General features: G+C 68.2%; 14 protein-coding genes and 1 pseudogene. 8 read left to right on the top strand and 7 right to left on the bottom strand.

The genetic code is table 11. The features are described from left to right. Nucleotides 1–144 precede the first annotated feature (144 nt). Nucleotides 145–1,476, top strand: coding sequence for a phosphoribosyltransferase family protein (locus OG422_RS00335; RefSeq protein WP_405738276.1), 1,332 nt, complete (start codon nucleotides 145–147; stop codon nucleotides 1,474–1,476). 294 nt (nucleotides 1,477–1,770) lie between these two features. Here OG422_RS00335 and OG422_RS00340 read toward each other — a convergent pair whose 3' ends face one another. Continuing rightward, on the bottom strand, nucleotides 1,771–2,073 hold the full coding sequence (locus tag OG422_RS00340; protein ID WP_405738279.1) for a hypothetical protein: 303 nt from the start codon (nucleotides 2,071–2,073) through the stop codon (nucleotides 1,771–1,773). A 94-nt stretch (nucleotides 2,074–2,167) separates the two neighbouring features. Here OG422_RS00340 and OG422_RS00345 point away from each other — a divergent pair, with 94 nt between their 5' ends. Next, nucleotides 2,168–2,938, top strand: coding sequence for an SDR family NAD(P)-dependent oxidoreductase (locus OG422_RS00345; RefSeq protein ID WP_405738282.1), 771 nt, complete (start codon nucleotides 2,168–2,170; stop codon nucleotides 2,936–2,938). Between the two features lie 6 nt (nucleotides 2,939–2,944). Here OG422_RS00345 and OG422_RS00350 read toward each other — a convergent pair whose 3' ends face one another. Beyond that, nucleotides 2,945–3,088, bottom strand: coding sequence for a hypothetical protein (locus OG422_RS00350; protein WP_185993834.1), 144 nt, complete (start codon nucleotides 3,086–3,088; stop codon nucleotides 2,945–2,947). Between the two features lie 230 nt (nucleotides 3,089–3,318). On the opposite strand from OG422_RS00350, the gene OG422_RS00355 reads away from it, so the two are divergent. From OG422_RS00355 to OG422_RS00370, 4 genes and pseudogenes are all read left to right on the top strand, one after another. Continuing rightward, nucleotides 3,319–4,011, top strand: a complete 693-nt coding sequence (locus tag OG422_RS00355; protein ID WP_405738285.1) for a dioxygenase — start codon at nucleotides 3,319–3,321, stop codon at nucleotides 4,009–4,011. A gap of 49 nt (nucleotides 4,012–4,060) precedes the next feature. Continuing rightward, nucleotides 4,061–4,294, top strand: a pseudogene (locus OG422_RS00360) (amidase family protein); the annotation flags it as partial. After that, nucleotides 4,203–4,961: an amidase family protein gene (locus OG422_RS00365; RefSeq protein WP_405738288.1), complete on the top strand. Its 759-nt coding sequence runs from the start codon at nucleotides 4,203–4,205 to the stop codon at nucleotides 4,959–4,961. The pseudogene OG422_RS00360 and the gene OG422_RS00365, both read left to right, overlap by 92 nt. Nucleotides 4,962–5,365: 404 nt before the next feature. Then, nucleotides 5,366–5,560, top strand: a complete 195-nt coding sequence (locus tag OG422_RS00370) for a hypothetical protein (protein ID WP_251076504.1) — start codon at nucleotides 5,366–5,368, stop codon at nucleotides 5,558–5,560. Between the two features lie 121 nt (nucleotides 5,561–5,681). Here the strand turns inward: OG422_RS00370 and OG422_RS00375 are convergent, their stop codons facing one another. The 5 genes from OG422_RS00375 to OG422_RS00395 all read right to left on the bottom strand — a co-directional run bounded on the left by OG422_RS00375 (nucleotide 5,682) and on the right by OG422_RS00395 (nucleotide 11,198). Then, the gene (locus OG422_RS00375) at nucleotides 5,682–6,122 is read right to left on the bottom strand and encodes an SRPBCC family protein (protein ID WP_405738291.1); all 441 of its coding nucleotides are present in this window, start codon (nucleotides 6,120–6,122) and stop codon (nucleotides 5,682–5,684) included. 855 nt (nucleotides 6,123–6,977) lie between these two features. Continuing rightward, nucleotides 6,978–8,282, bottom strand: coding sequence for an acyltransferase (locus OG422_RS00380; protein ID WP_405738294.1), 1,305 nt, complete (start codon nucleotides 8,280–8,282; stop codon nucleotides 6,978–6,980). After that, on the bottom strand, nucleotides 8,275–9,096 hold the full coding sequence (locus OG422_RS00385; protein ID WP_405738297.1) for an alpha/beta hydrolase: 822 nt from the start codon (nucleotides 9,094–9,096) through the stop codon (nucleotides 8,275–8,277). The genes OG422_RS00380 and OG422_RS00385 overlap by 8 nt, the downstream gene beginning before the upstream one ends. Nucleotides 9,097–9,498: 402 nt before the next feature. Beyond that, on the bottom strand, nucleotides 9,499–10,158 hold the full coding sequence (locus OG422_RS00390) for a response regulator transcription factor (protein WP_143940540.1): 660 nt from the start codon (nucleotides 10,156–10,158) through the stop codon (nucleotides 9,499–9,501). Beyond that, nucleotides 10,155–11,198, bottom strand: coding sequence for a sensor histidine kinase (locus OG422_RS00395; RefSeq protein WP_405738301.1), 1,044 nt, complete (start codon nucleotides 11,196–11,198; stop codon nucleotides 10,155–10,157). Before OG422_RS00395 ends, OG422_RS00390 begins: the two co-directional genes overlap by 4 nt. A gap of 687 nt (nucleotides 11,199–11,885) precedes the next feature. Here OG422_RS00395 and OG422_RS00400 point away from each other — a divergent pair. Both OG422_RS00400 and OG422_RS00405 read left to right on the top strand, forming a co-directional pair. Further along, nucleotides 11,886–14,888, top strand: a complete 3,003-nt coding sequence (locus tag OG422_RS00400; protein WP_405747586.1) for a BTAD domain-containing putative transcriptional regulator — start codon at nucleotides 11,886–11,888, stop codon at nucleotides 14,886–14,888. Nucleotides 14,889–15,065: 177 nt separating this feature from the next. Beyond that, the gene (locus tag OG422_RS00405) at nucleotides 15,066–15,977 is read left to right on the top strand and encodes a 3'(2'),5'-bisphosphate nucleotidase CysQ (protein ID WP_405738304.1); all 912 of its coding nucleotides are present in this window, start codon (nucleotides 15,066–15,068) and stop codon (nucleotides 15,975–15,977) included. The last annotated feature ends 15 nt before the right edge of the window (nucleotides 15,978–15,992 follow it).

Genomic DNA, 15,992 nt, shown 5'->3' on the forward strand with positions numbered 1-15,992 from the left:
ACCTCCATCGGACCCCGGACAGGTCCCGTCGAGCACGGCCTCACGCGTGCTCGCCTGTGTCACAAGCATCAGCGAAGGGGCGAGGATGGAGGTACGGGGCGCACACGTCGCCCACGCGTTCCTCCGGGACGAGGAGGTCGGATCGTGTTCTTCATGGATCGTCGTGACGCCGGCCGGCAGCTGGCCGCCCGGCTGGCGCACCTCAAGGGGGCTGAGGTGGTGGTGCTCGGCCTGCCCCGCGGAGGGGTTCCGGTTGCCGCAGAGGTCGCCGATGCGCTGGGCGTACCACTGGATGTCTGCCTGGTGCGGAAGCTGGGCGTGCCCCTCCAGCCGGAGCTGGGAATGGGAGCGATCGGCGAGGGCGGCGTACGCGTGATCAACGATGACGTGATCCGCGCGGCGCACATCACGCCGGATGAGCTGGCTCAGGTCGAGGCCCGTGAGGGGGAGGTACTGGAGAGCCGTGCCCAGCGGTACCGGGGCGGGCGGGAACCGATCGGGCTGGAGGGCCGTACGGTGCTGGTGGTCGATGACGGGGTGGCCACGGGGTCCACGGCGCGCGCGGCCTGCCGGATCGCCCGCGCCCGCGGGGCTGCACGGATCGTGCTCGCCGTCCCCGTGGCACCTCACGGCTTGACCGCACGGCTCGGTGGGGAGGCCGACGAGCTGATATGTCTGCACACCCCGCGGAACTTCTTTGCGGTCGGGCAGTTCTACACCAACGACTTCTCCCAGGTCGACGACGATGAGGTTGTCGCCTGTCTGGAAGAGTCGGCCGCACGCACGGTGAGCAGCCGCCGGACTGCGTCGCGTCACGCCGTGCCCGAGGATCGGGGGGTGGACGTGCGGGCTGGTGCGGTGGTGCTGCGTGGGCAGTTGACGGTGCCCGAGGGCGCGAGCGGGGTCGTGGTGTTCGCGCACGGCAGTGGCAGCAGTCGGCACAGCCCGCGCAACCGGTTCGTGGCCGCCGGACTGAATCGGGCCGGGCTGGGCACCCTGCTGTTCGACCTGCTCACCGAGGAGGAGGAGAGCGACCGGGCCAACGTGTTCGACACCGGATTGCTGGCCCGGCGTCTGGCGGACGCCACCGGCTGGTTGCGCGGACAGCCGGAGACCGAAGGGCTCGCTGTCGGGTACTTCGGCGCCAGCACCGGCGCGGCAGCCGCGTTGTGGGCGGCCGCCGAGCCGGGTGCGCGGATCGCCGCGGTCGTCTCGCGGGGCGGCAGGCCCGACCTGGCCGGGCCACGGCTGCCGGCGGTGACGGCGCCCACGCTGCTGATCGTCGGGGGCCACGACCAACTGGTGCTCGACCTCAATCGCGAGGCACAAGCTCGGTTGCGCTGCGAGAACCGGCTCGCGGTCGTCCCCGGCGCCACCCACCTCTTCGAGGAACCCGGTGCCCTGGAGAAGGTCACCGATCTGGCCCGTGACTGGTTCACCGACCATATGGTCCCGGTTCCCCATGCGGCGGCCTGAGGCTGAACGCGTGCTCCGGTCACAGGCGGGACGAGGCCGGAGGCGGACAGGGGGCCTGGGCCTGTGGTGACGACACGTTGCTGCGGGGCCGCACAGGCGAGCTCGCCTCCGATCGAGCTGCACGGACTGTCGGCGCGCCAGGCACCAGCCCGCGTCGCCGACCCGGCGCACCCCTCGATGATCTCGGATGTCCGCCCGAGCGGATCAGGTGCGGTGGCGGCAGAGAGGGACCTCCGTAGGCTTGATCGCGTAGGAGAACGGGCTTCTGTCCCAGGGGCCTGCCGTGCGGTGCTTTCACAAGGAGACAAGCATGGGCGTTTTCCCTGGGGTTCTCGCCGTTCGCAGACCGATGCCGCCTCCTTCACGGCCTCGCCGCAGTTGGCCCGAGCGTGGCAACAGATCGTGGTGGATCTCGTCGAACTGCACCTCCAGGGAAAACAGGCTCATGGGAGCGTGGCCGGCCACAACTTCCGGTACCTGCACCTTCAACTCGACCACATCGTCGATGACGCCCGGGAGTCGGCCGGCGTCATCGCCGAAGGCATGCGCGCTCGGGTCCTGGCCGGACGGCCGCTCCGACACGGTGGCGGCCAGCACCCACACTCCCTGCCTTCCCGGATGAAGAGCTGAGTGTGAGCACCTCAACGCCGTCGGCCCTCACCCCCACGGGGCCCTACCGAAGGACCACGTCATGCCTGCTCCCGTCGTTCTCATCACCGGCGCGCTCACCGGGATCGGTCGCGCAACCGCCCTCGCCTACGCCCGCGACGGCGCGGACGTGGTGGTCAGCGGTCGCCACCAGGACGAAGGCGATGCACTCGCCAAGGAACTCCGGAGCAACGGCGGCCGGACCCTGTTCGTGATGGCGGACGTGCGCCATGACGCCGAGGTCCGCCACCTGGTCGACCGCGCGGTGGAACACTTCGGACGCCTCGATGTCGCCTTCAACAACGCCGGTACCGAGGGCAGACTCACCCCGGTCACCGAGGTGACCGACGAGGCGTACGAGGGCACCTTCGACACCAACGTCAAGGGCACCCTCCTCAGCCTGAAGCACGAGTTCCGAGCCATGCAGGCACAGGACGGCGGAGGCAGCATCATCAACGTCAGCTCCATCTACGGCCTGATGGGCTACCCCGACTACGCCCTGTACGTGGGCAGCAAACATGCCGTCGTCGGCATCACCAAGGCCGCGGCCCTGGAGGGCGCCAAGCACGGCATTCGCGTCAACGCGGTGGCCCCCGGCTACACACGGACCGCGATGTACGAGCGCACCACCGGCAGCGACGCCGTACGCGATGCCGTCAACTCCGTACTGCCGATGGGCCGTCCGGGCGCCCCCGAAGAGATCGCGGCGGCCGTGCAGTACCTGGGCTCCGGCAAGGCCGGCTACCTCACCGGCCAGACGCTCACACTCGACGGTGGCCTGATGTCGGGCTGGCCCCTCTTCCCCACCTCATGACGGCCGTCAGGTCACGCGCGACCGGCAGTCCACGAACAGATCCACGGCGTTGATGCCGGTGTGACGGAGCGGGAACTCGGTGGCGCCCGCGACCTCCGCCGTCGTCACCAGGCGCGCGTTGACGCGGCGGGGCGCGAGCCGCTGGGCCATGGCACGACCCAGCCCGCTGCTTCCCCCTTCCTCCAGCCCCCGGCTCTTCGCACCTCCCTGGCGCCTACAAGCCCCAGGCTCCCTTCCCGGCGGCCTACGCCAGTCGACGGAGGTCGACGCTCGCTACAGGGGAAACCTCCCGTACGTGTCGTGTCGGGTCGTTTGACGAGATTCACAGGCGCCGCAAGATGATCCGGCGCGGTGTGACCCGAACCGACGGGAGAAATGCGATGCCCATCGATCTGACGGCGGCCTCGGTCACCGAGGCGGTGCAGAAGGCGTTCGAAGGCACGGAGGATGAGCGCGTCAAGGAGCTGTTCATCCGCCTGGTGCAGCACCTGCATGACTTCACACGGGAGGTGCGGCTGACCGGTGACGAGTGGTTCAAGGCGATGGATTTCCTTGAGCGTGTGGGCAAGACCTGCACTCCGACTCGGCAGGAGTTCGTCCTGCTGTCCGACATTCTGGGCCTGAGCGTTCTGCTGGACCTGGTTCACCATCCGGGCAGCGGGTCGGCGACGGATTCGACGCTGCTGGGCCCCTTCTACGTCGAGGGCCGGCCGACGGCAGAGAACGGATCGGACATCTCCGGTGAGGTCACGGGGACTCCGATGTTCTTCAACGGCCGGGTACTCGATTCGGACGGCGCCCCCGTGGCCGGTGCCGGGGTGGACACCTGGCACAGCGACGGGGAGGGCTCCTACGACGTGCAGATGCAGGACAAACTGCATGGTCAGCTGGCCATGCGTGCCCTGCTGACCACCGACAACGAGGGGCGGTTCTGGTACCGGTCCGTGGCCCCACGGTCCTACCCGGTGCCGAACGACGGGCCGTGCGGGGAGCGAGCGGCCCGGCGACGCGAAGAACACGGAACTGCGGAAGCTGAACGCGACCGAACTGGGCTCGGCCGTCGCCCGTGGTGAGGCCTTGGCGGCCGAGGTGGTGGAAAGCCATCTGGAGCGCATCGCGGCGGTGAATCCGGCCGTCAACGCCGTCACCCAGCTCATGGCGGACAGCGCCCGCGAAGCCGCGCGCGCAACCGACCGGCGCCGCGCGGCAGGGGAGCGGCTCGGCCCGCTGGCCGGAGTGCCCTTCACCGCCAAGGAGCACATCCATGTGGCGGGGTGGGCGACCACGCACGGCGTGCGGAAGTTCCGCGATCAGGTGGCCGAGGCAGACTCCCCGCCGGTGCGCTGGCTCCGTGACGCGGGAGCGATCCCGATCGGCCACGCCACCATGCCCGACCTGGCGATCTCCTCGGACCCGCGAGCCCGGAGCCGGCATTCACCCCCAGATCCGTGCAGCCCTCGACGAGGCAGCCACCGCACTGCAACAGGCGGGCTACACCGTCGAGGAGGTGCAGCTCCCCCGGCCGGCGGAGGCCCTGGAGTGCTACGGCAAGCTCATCATGACCGCGTTCGGCGTGAAGTGGCCCCGCATCAGGCGACTGCTCAGCGAGAAGGGCGCCCAGCACCTCGACCTGTTCATGGAGCGCACCCCGCACACCGACCTCGCCGAGTTCCTCCGGCAGACCGGCGTCCGGCTCTCCATCCAGCGTGACTGGGCCAAGCTCCTGGACACCCACCCGCTGCTCCTCGGAGCCACCTGTCCCCAGCCCGTCCCCGGGGCCGACCTGCTCCCCGACGACACCGACACCGAGAGCCACGCCCGGATGATGCTGGCGGGAGCCCTGTGCACCGTGACCTCCCTCGTCGGCGTGCCCGCGGTGAGCGTGCCCACCGGATTCGCGGACGGCATGCCGCAGGGCGTCCAGCTCATCGGCCAGGTGTACCGCGAGGACCGGTGCCTGGGGGCCGCCGAGGTGATCGAGCGTCACTTCGGCGTGCTCGCACCCATCGGCCCGCGCCCGTAACCCGGGCGTGCACCGGTGTCCGCCCCTGGCGACGGGGCAGGGGCGGACGAGCGCCGCTACGCGGACTTCAAGGGCCCGGCCCCCGGTGAGCCGGGCCGGATATCCGCCCGTCAGGCGGCGGAGTACCTCCCGCAAGGATTCATCCGTGGTGCCGTGCCAGGCCACGTCACCGGTCTCCCGGAGTCCGGACCGGAGCACCCCAGGCCCCCGGCGGGCTGGACCTGGATGGACCAAGGCCGTACGCACAGTTCAGTGACCGCGACGCTGCGCGGCAACCGGCCTGGCCCCACCGTTCTGTTACGGGCCGACACCGACACGCTGCCGGTGACCGAGGAGACCGGCTTGGAGTCCGCCAGCAAGACCCCGGGGCCGCCCACGCCTGCGGCCACGACGCGCACACCGCGATGCTGCTGGGCGCGTCCACGGCCCTGGCCGGCGAGGTGCGCGAAGAAGTGGCGGGCACCGTGGAGTTCGTCTTCCGGCACGGGGAGGAGAGCTGCGGTGGCGCGGAACGGATGCTCACCGACGGTCTCCTGGACAAGCCGGTGGGCCGGGCCTTCGACGCGGCCCACCCCATGCTGGTGGGCTCGGCGCGGTGACGGTGGGGACGACCACCTGCTCGCGCTGTACGAGCCGGAGGCGCCCTGCACAAGCCACGCCGCCGCGAGCTATTCAACCGATGTCCGCGGCGACGGACCTTGAGGGGACAGTGCTGTCCGTCTACCGGCCCTTGCCCTCTGCCTCCGCCAGCTCCTTGAACTGCTGAAGGTCGCTCCGTACTCCGCGCTCGATCGCGGTCGCCTGCGCAAACCCCCGAGGCCCGCCGAAGGTCTCCTTGATCGTGTCGGGGTCGTACTCGAACCGGGCCTGGAGCCGGGTGTGCGCCCGGTCGATCGGCAGCAGCGAGAAGGTCCCTGCCAGGTCGGGACCGCTCGTCGTCCGCCACGTCATCACGTTCTCCATCTCCCGGTCGACGATCTCGACCTCGAACCCCTGCGCCCGGCCTCCCGTGTCAACGTCCAGGTGCGTGCGTCGCTCCCCCTCCGGCCGGGCATCCCGTACACCGTTCAGGAACCGCGGATAGGTCTCCGGGCGGTGAAGGCAGTCCCAGGCCGTTTCGAGCGGAGCGTCGACGTCGATGTGCTCTTCGAGAGTGCTCATCAGGCACCTCACAGCTTCCCCTACGACTCGCCCTTTACCTCTCCAGAATCCCCCACCCGGCCGCCGGCAGCGACCCGGGCGCGAAGCATCTCCACGGTCGCCCGCAGAATTCAACCTCAGTGACACCCAACCTTGCAGAAAATCCGCCTGCCTCGCCTCGACCGGAAGTGCCTCAAAAGACAGTGGGCCGTGACCGCGCGATACGAGAAATGGCCTGGCCCGCGTGCGAGGAACTGCGCTACGACATGTCACGGACCCGACCGGATCAACAATCGGTCCCAGAGGATGGTGCCCGTTGCACCCCAACCCGTGCGGGTTCCACACAACACCCTTGAGGCGCGGCTGGACATTGCCGACCGTATCCTTGGCGCGCGTCATGAACCGAGAGAAACCCGGCTGTACGTCCACTCGTGGATGGAATTCAGTTGTCCGATGGCATAAGTTTCCACGTCTTTTACGGACTCGCCTTACGGGGCACGCAGGGAACGGCGAGAGATCAGGCCCAGTCTTCGTTGAGGAAGGCGGAGGTCGCCCCTGCGCCCTGCGTACAGGACGCACGACAGCTACCCCCATGCGTTTCATCGCCCCGCTGGACAGCCGAGGAGGCGATGGCAATAACCGCCATTCCGACCCGCGGCACGGAGGAGGTACGGACAGCTCTGTCAAGCCTGCGTTGCATGGTCGGTGATTCCCCCCGTGGAGTAACTAAAGAGCCCAGCGTAACTTACAGCAGAAACATTATGAGAGTATGCCATCACCCTCTTATCGTCTCGACTTCGAAAAGAGGCGTGGATCCCGTACTCCACGAATAAGCGGGGCACCGAGGCGCACATTCGTCCGCTTTTGCGAGTAAGGTCAACGCTGGCCTCCCTTAAGGGTTTCGCTGTCCCAGTCACGGAAGGCCGCCCACAAAAGGACCAGCACGGCCGCGAACGCCGGTGTCCAGGCCAGGCGGGCAACGACCCACAACGGGGTGTCCGGGCTCGTGTGCAGTGCGAAGTACCGCTGACCGAGTGCGAGAGAGACAACGGTGGTGACGAGCATCGCCGTCTGGTGCCACAGGAAGACTGTGATGGTCGAGAGGTTGAGCAGCGCAACCGCCGCCCAGAGGAACTGGCGGGGCGTCGCCCGGGGTGATGTCCGGTAAGCGGAGTGGGACTTGTCCGCTACCGGCTGCCCGACCAGGCGGCGCAAGGGTCGGCGCAGCAGCAGAGCTCCACCGCACTGGGCCAGCCCGAATGTCACCGCAGCCAGCGTGGGCGGGTTGAGGTTCGACATGCTGTCACCGGGGACGCCCACCATGCTCACGGGGTAGCCGCCCCCCAGCATCAGGGCGGCCGTGGCCACAGCGCCGCCGACGAGCATCGTGATGGCGGACCGGCGGCGGGTGAACGCCCCCGACACCCAGGCCGTGCCCAGGCAGTACGGCACCAGCCACCCCGCGATGATGTTGATGTCACGGAGCGATTCGACCCAGCCGGTGTCGCCGAAGATGAATCGGGCACCGTCCGTGGCGGCCACGACCATGCCCGCCGTCACAGCTACCCGGATTCCCCACTTCTGGACGAGCGGTGTCAGGGCGGTCAACGCCGCGTACACCGCGAGGAACCACAACGGCGAGAAGGAGAGCCGCGTCAGGGTGTGCATCGTCTCGGGCGCCATGCCCGCGGTGGCCAGGCCGACCAGCGCCAGCGCCCATGTGAGGGCGAGTGCGAGCGTCGGGCGCAGCAGCCTGCGCAGCCGCTGGGCGAGCCAGGTGCCGTACCCCATGCCATTCGCCCTGGCCGAGCCGTAACTGTGAGACCCGACGCGGCCCCCGACGAAGAAGAAGATCGCGAGCGGTTGCAGCACCCACGACAGCGGGGCGAGGCCGGGCATGTGCGATAAGGGGCTGTCGCTGGCCAGATGGCCGCCGGCCTGGAGCACCACGGCACTGACCAACCAGTGGCCGAGGACCACACCCAGGGTGGCCAGCGAACGCAGCACGTCGACGGCGCGGTCTCGGCCGACGGGGGTCATCGCGTCGATCCGCAGCACCGTCGCGTGCAGCCTGGCAGTCCATGGCCGACGGCCCGCGCACGGCCGGCCCGTCAGTGCCTGGGCACCGGGCGCACCGGCTCGGGCGGTCTGTTCCTCGGGAGGAATACGGAGGTCAGCCACGGGACACCTCCGCTCCCCGGCCCAGCGTGATCAGCGCGATGTTCCGTACGGCGATGCCACCGGGCTTCAGGTAGTCGCTGTGCTGGGCGGAGCCCGCGGGAAGGACCTTGGCGCCGAAAGGGGTGGATGTCGGGTCGCCGCCGAAGCCGACCGATACGCCGAAGACGCTCACGCTGGCGTGCGGCACGTCTGCGATCCAGTCGCGGGTGCCGCGGCCCGCCCAGAACGGGACGTGGGTGCCGAGTTCGGACCGTGAACGCACCCCCATGCCGGGGCTGCCGAAGACCACGATGTCCGACAGCGCCGACGCCGTCCCGGGGTCCATCGTGCCCATGGCGCTTCCGCACACCACGGAACCGTAGGAGTGGCAGAGCAGGGTGGTCCGGGCCGCGGCGTTCACCTGCCGCAACTGCCTGATCAGCCCTTCCAGCCGCTGCCCTCCCTCCTCCGCACGGCCTTTGGTGAGGACTTCGACGCTCTGGGTCCGGGGCGCTCGGTAGCCGTACCAGGCCACTACGGCAACCCGTGACTTCGGGTCCAGCTTCTTGGCCTCGGCATAGAGGCCGCGGGCGCCACCGGCCAGCGAGCCGTAACGCGAGCCGAGCATGTCGAACGTGTCGATAGTGGTGTCGGAGCCCGGAACCACCACGGCTATCCGGTCCGCATGGGCCAGATCTCCCAGTACCTCCACGGCTTGGCCGTCACCAACGGGCGAGAAGGAAAGGAAGTTGCGCTCTACGGAGCGCAGTTCGCCCAGCCGGTCCGCCCGAGCGCCGTCCCCCACGTCCCGTGCCGCCCGCTCCGCCTCGGCCATGTAGTGGCGGTTCGCTGCGTAACGGTCCTCCAGTGTGTCCGCCGAGAGCGCGGGTAGCCGGGGCGCTACGGGAGTCTGCGTGGCGTGGGAATGAGCTGCTGCGGTGACCGAGAACACAAGGCAGCCAGCAGCGGCGGAGATCAGCAATCCACGTCTGAGACGGGCAGCTCGCACAGCTTCTTTTCCTTCCTCGTCGTTCGAAGAACTGAGAGGAAGGCTAGGTTTCACCGACACGGGAAGGGATCACACCAGAGAGCTCACTTGGCAGCTAGCTCTCAGGTATGACAGTGGGGAACTCACCCATACCCAAGGGGGGCATGGGCGTCGGCCTCAAGGCAGAGAAGCCCGGACAGATGTCCCCGGCGCAGAGCGCGTCGACGCGCGCGGGCCCTCCGGGCACGCTCACTCACCTGCGACGACGAGGCCGGCTTCATAGGCGAATATCGCCGCCTGCGTACGGTCCCGCAGGCCGAGCTTCACCAGGATGCGGCCCACGTGCGTCTTCGCGGTCTGCTCGGCGATGACCAGCTCCTTCGCGAGCTCGGCGTTGGACAGTCCCCGCGCGATAAGGCACAGCACCTCGGTCTCACGGAGCGTCAGGTCGCCGACGTTCTCCTGCCGCGGTCTGCGCGGGATGGGCAACCGGGCGAACTCCTCCATCAGCCGCTTGGTGATGGTCGGTTCGATGAGCCCGCCGCCCTCGTGCACCGTACGTATGGCGTTGGCCAGTTGGTGCGCGGAGGAAGTCTTGAGCAGGAAACCACTCGCGCCGGCGCGCAACGCTTCGTACACGTACTCGTCCAGGTCGAACGTGGTCAGTACGAGGATCTTGGCGACGCTGCCGCCCGCCGTGATCTGCTGAGTGGCCTGGAGGCCGTTGAGCCGCGGCATCCTGATATCCATGAGGACGATGTCCGGGTCCAATTCGTGAACCAGGCGGACTCCCTCCTCACCGTTGTCCGCCTCGCCGACAACGTCGATGTCCGGCTGCGCGTTGAGGAGAATGGCGAAGCTTTCGCGGATCATCGTCTGGTCGTCCGCGATCACTACACGAATCGTCAACTTTCCTCGCTCCCACCGGAACGCAAGGGCAACGCTGCTGTCACTTCGTACCCCCCGTCCCCTCGATGTGTCGCCCGGAAAGTACCGCCGAGCAGGGAAACCCGCTCCCGCATTCCCAGCACGCCATGACCGGACCCCGGCCGGGGCTCCACCGGACCGGCCGGCGGACCGTTGGATACGTGCACCTCGATCTCCGACCGGCCATATGTCAAGGTGACTTCGACCTGGGAACCCGGGGAATGCCGCAGCGCATTGCTCAGCGCCTCCTGGGTTATCCGGAAGGCGGACAGCTCGACCCGCTTGGGCAGTTCACGTCGTACACCGCGGATCTCGGCAGCGATTTCCAGTCCTGCCGAGCGGACGTTTTCCAGGAGTTCCTCGAAGTTGTCCAGGCCGGGCTGCGGCACGTAGCGGCTGTCCGGGTCCTGCTCGTCCGACCTGAGCGTGCCCAGTAGATGTCGCATCTCGGCCAGGGCTGCCAGCGCGTTCTCCCGGATCTCGGTGAAACACTCGCTGAGCTCCTGGGGCGGATCCGCCACCCGGTACGGAGCCGCCTCCGCCCGAACGGCCACCACCGACATGTGATGGGCAACGACATCGTGAAGTTCCCGCGCGATACGCGCCCGTTCTTCCAGGACTGCTCGGCGGGAACGTTCGAGCGCGGTCAGGCTTTCCTGCCTGCGCAGCTGCCGCCGGGCCCGCACATTCGACCGGACGACGGTCAGCAGCGCCAGGCCGATCACCGAAGCCGCTCCGTACAGCTGCAGGTTGTGGTTCGCACCCGGGGGTGTCGCCCACGTCTGGAGGGCAAGGCCGGTGAGCACGCTGAGCGCCCATTGCGCGGCTGCTGCCCGTAGCGGGAACTGCCAGGCGTTGATGAGGGTGACGGCGAGATGGACGAGCAGTGCAGCCCCCGTCCAGGGCCAGGGCAATCCCGCCGTGTTGTGCCCGGCAAGCGAAGCACCGGTCCATGCGTAGGCGATCGTGGCCGCCAGTGAAAGCCACCAGGCGGCAACGGGGCGAACGAGAGAAAGCGCCATCGGGAGGGTTTGCGCGCATGCGAGGGTGGCGCACAAGGCGAGAGGTAATCGCAGTCGCTCTGCCATCAGATTGCCGGCGGACACCGCGAGCGCCGCCGCAACGACCCCGGCAGCGGAAACGGCGAGCCAGCGCCACAGTCGCTTTCGTGGGGAGCGCAAATCGGGCCGGGGGCCTCTCGATAAGTCACAAAGAACCCGGAGAATCACCCACAGCGATTCCAGGAGATGAATTGCACGGCGGTATTGGACTTCGCCCAGGCGCGGTGATGCCCTCTTCCCCGCACTCTTTTGCTCCCCCACTCGCGTGACCTTACCACGGCCGGAACTGATCACCCCGTGCCGCAAGCACGTTCCCTGCGCGCGACGTCAGAGGCTGGAGGAGAGGCAGCGCGCCCCTCCCGTCGCACACTCCCCTTACAGACAGTCAGCAGGCAGCGCCCCCGCGGACAGTGGTTCCGGCCGCCCCCTGCGTGACATCCCACCCTTCAACCTCACCCCTACCAAGCGTTACGGAAACCCACCTCTCGGTGAGCACGGGTACCCGACTCGTCACGATTCTGATGCGCGCTACATCCGACCCTCTCGCTGCTGGCTACTGTTCGGTCCATAACCACCCCTCGGGGGACGTAGTGATGGGGAGGAATGATGAGAGAACGGCTGAGCTTCAAGATCCTTGGCCCGCTGTCCATGATCGTAGGGGGAAGAAGTACGACAGTTGGCGGCGCGCGGCAGCGCACGATCCTTTCACTCTTGATCCTCAACCCCGGCCGAATCGTCCCGATGGACACGTTGGTCGAGGTGGTCTGGAATGGCAGGCCGCCAACAACTGCACGCACTCAGGTGGCAATCTGCATAGCCGCCCTGCGCAAGAAGTTCAAAGCTGAAGGTGTTGCCGAGGACATCGTCATCACGGCCCACCCCGGTTACTTGCTCAACACCGAAGGACACGAAGTGGATTCGGTGGAATTCACCAAGCTGGTAGGCGCGGCGCAACAGGCCGCAAAAGAGCAGCGGCTCGATGAAGCTGCGCAGTTCTACCAGTCCGCACTGGATCTGTGGCGGGGGCCCGCTCTTGACGGAGTGACCGGCCAACTGGTCGAGGAGGAGGCACGCCGGCTGGAGGAGCTGCGGCTCAATGCCTACGACGACCACACAGCCGTCCAGTTGGAACTCGGGAATCACCAGGCGACCATTCCGGAGTTAGCCGCAGTGGTGCGCGAACAACCGCTGCGGGAGCGCACGCGCTACCACCTCATGCTTGCGGAATACCGTTCCGGCCGCCGCGCCGATGCCATGGCGACCTTCCGCGACGCACGCCGCCAGCTCGTCGAGGAGCTCGGCCTGGAACCGGGCCCGGATCTACAGGAATTGCACGATGCAATTCTGCGGGACGATCCCGCGCTGACCCCGGCCGCCCGTATCTCCTTCGTCGCCCCGAAACACCAACCCCGGACAACGGCCGTCCACTCCAGCCTGCCGCCCGACATCCCTGGATTCGTCGGGAGGGTGCACGAACTCGCCGCGCTGAGCACCCTCGTGGCGGGCGAGGGCACACGGCAGGCGGTCAGCGTGAGCCTGATCACCGGGGCAGCCGGCGTCGGCAAGACGGGGTTGGCCCTCCACTGGGCCCACCGCGTCGGCGACCAGTTCCCGGACGGACGCCTCTTCGCGGATCTGCAGGGTTACGAGAGCGGCGACACGCTGCCCATCAGCGATGTCCTGAGCCGTTTTCTGCGCTCGCTCGGTGTGTCGAGCCAGCAGATCCCCACCGAGCTGGAGGAACGCTGCTTCCTCTATCGCAACATACTCGCCGACCGGCGCGTGTTGCTGGTCCTGGACAACGTGCGGACGTATGCACAGATGCAGCCGCTGCTGCCGAGCGCCGGTGAGAGCTGCGTGCTCGTCACCAGCCGTGAACAGCTGGAAGGGCTGGTGGCCTGGCCCGCGGAGGCCCGGGTGCACTTGGGCCCGCTCCCCGGCCCTGATGCGATGGAACTGCTCGGGAAGATCGTCGGCACGGCCAGGATCTCCGCCGCGCCGGCCGAATCCGCGCGCCTGGTCGAGCTCTGCGACAAGCTGCCACTGGCGCTGCGGATCGCAGCCGCCCGGCTCGCCTCCAAACCGCACTGGACCGTACGGCATCTGGCCAACCGGCTGGACGACGAACGGCGGCGGCTGGACGAACTCAGCCAAGGCGAATCGCAGGTACGGGTCAGCTTCGAGCTCAGCTACCGGCACCTGCCCGACGACGCAGCCCGCCTCTACCGTCTCCTCGGCCTCCTGGACATCCCGGACTTCACTGCCTGGGTCGGCGCGGCGCTGCTGGACACCGACGTACTCGACGCGGAAGGGCTCATCGAGTACCTCGTCGATGCCCAGCTCCTCGTGGCGCTCGGCACCGACGCGACCGGCTGCCTGCGCTATCGCTTCCAGAATCTGCTGCGTCTCTACGCACGTGAGCGCGCTCATGACGAAACGCCGTGCGACGAACACCGGGCGGCCCTGGACCGCGTCTTCCGCACCTTCCTGACCATCACCGAGGAGGCGCACCGGCGGGATTACGGCGGGGATTTCACCGTCATCCACAGCGATGTACCGCGCCGTACGGTCGATCCCGCGTTCCTGGACGATCTCCTCGCCGTGTCGTTGGACTGGTTCGAGGCCGAGCGGCTCAACCTCCTCGCGGTGATCGAGCAGGCGGCTCGCGCGGGCATGGACGACCTTGCCTGGGACCTGACCGCGTCCATGGTGACGCTCTTCGAGACCCGCAACTACGTCGAGAACTGGCGGGTCTGCTGCGAACGCGCCCTGGCCGCCGCCCGCGAGGCCGGCAACACACGCGGCCAGGCAGCCATGCTGCACGACTTGGGCGCGGTCGAACTGCGGTTGCGCAGGATCGACATGGCAGCCGACCGCTTCCACGACGCGCTGCGGCTCTACGAGGCGACCGACGACGAACACGGCCAGGCGCTGACCCGGCGGAACATCGCGATAACCGACCGGATCCGGGGTGACCTGGACAGCGCGATGACAGGCCTGGAAACGGCTCGGGCCACGTTCCGTACCGTGGGTGACCATTCTTCGGAGGCCCATGCGCTGAACAACATGGCGCAGATCGCGCTCGACCGCGGCCAGCCGGACTCCGCGGTCCGGCTCGCCCTGGAGTCCATCCGCATCTCGCAGTCGATCGGTGCGGGCGGGGAACGGGGCCTCGCGCAGGGATCTCATCGGCTGGCCCGTGCCTATCTTGCGCAGGGGCAGCTGGTGCTGGCGGAGGAGACCTTCCTGGAGGTCGTACGGATCGTCAAGGAGAAGTCCGACCAGGTCGGACTCGCCTATGCCCTGCTCGGCGTCGGTGAGACCAGCCTGGCCGCCAATGCCCCGCAGCAGGCCGATGCCGTGCTGAACGAGGCGCTGGAGATCAGCCGACGGATCGACAGTCCGCTGGTGGAGGGCCAGATCAACCTGGCTCTCGGGGAATCCTGCCGCCGGCAGGGCCGGTACTCGGCTTCGCGGACACATCTGCTCGCCGCCCAGCAGATCTTCACCAGCGTAGGCTCCCCGCCCTGGCAGGAACGGGCTCTGCTGGAGCTGGACGCGCTGGACTCCGAGCCCGTCGTACAGAGCGGGCCGGGGCACCGTATTTCGGTGCCCGGACAGCGGGCACCGGCGAGTTTGCACAAGAGGTGAGACCAGCTGTCACCGACCGGCCGCCTGCGAGCGCTCGTGCCGCTCGCAGGCGGCCGAACGCCTTGAGGAGTGTTCGCCGTACCGAGAAGAACTACAGAAAGCTTCATTCGCCGTTATTCGTGAATAACGGCGAGTTCGGGTTCCCTGAAACTGTTTGATAACCAAACAATAGGTCGTTTGGCTACTTTCCTGATCAGCGAGATCTGGTCGAAACGACCGTTCCGCCACGGAGTCGTCACTTGCGCCCAGGAGATCCTGTTGTCCACTTCGCAAGCCGATGCGGTCCCGCCATCGGGCATGAGCCCGACCGATGACAGGGCCCCGGTCTACATTCCGACGCAGGACCCCGCAGACCATCAGTTGGCACACCGGCTCGCGGAGACCGCCGGCGCTTTGCTGCTCGCTCTGCGATCGGAACCCGGTCACACGAATCCGAGCGCGGAGGGCGACCGCCGATCCGATGAATTCCTGCTCGCCCGGCTCGCGGCGGATCGGCCCGGCGACGCGGTTCTTTCGGAGGAATCCGCGGACGACCGGTCCCGGCTGGACGCACGGCGCGTATGGATCATCGATCCGCTGGACGGCAGCCGTGAGTTCGGCGAAGCGGGGCGTACCGACTGGGCGGTGCACGTCGCGTTGTGGATCGAGGGCTCGCTGGCCGCCGGCGCAGTGGCCCTGCCCGCGGCCGGTCAGACGTTCTCGACCTGGCAGACCGCTCCCCCTTGCCCCGATCCCGAACAACTGACGCTCCTGGCGAGCCGGAGCCGCCCGCCTGCGCTGGTCGGCGACCTCGCCGAGCGGCTGAGCGCCCGGATCCAGCCCATGGGGTCCGCGGGGGCCAAAGCCATGGCGGTACTGAGCGGCACCGGCTCCGCCTATGTGCATGCGGGCGGTCAGTACGAATGGGACTCAGCCGCCCCCGTTGCCGTGGCGCTGGCCCACGGCCTGCGGGTGCGGCGACTGGACGGGTCGGCGCCCCGTTACAACCAGCCCGATCCCTCGTTGCCCGACCTGGCGATCTGCCGGCCGTCAGCCGCTGAAGAACTCTGGGACGCCCTGGACGCGCTCACGTCGCATGCCGGTCGTTGATATTTTTCCATGCGA

Origin of the sequence: Streptomyces sp. NBC_01525, from assembly GCF_045040405.1 — a bacterium.
GTDB classification, from domain to species: domain Bacteria; phylum Actinomycetota; class Actinomycetes; order Streptomycetales; family Streptomycetaceae; genus Streptomyces; species Streptomyces benahoarensis.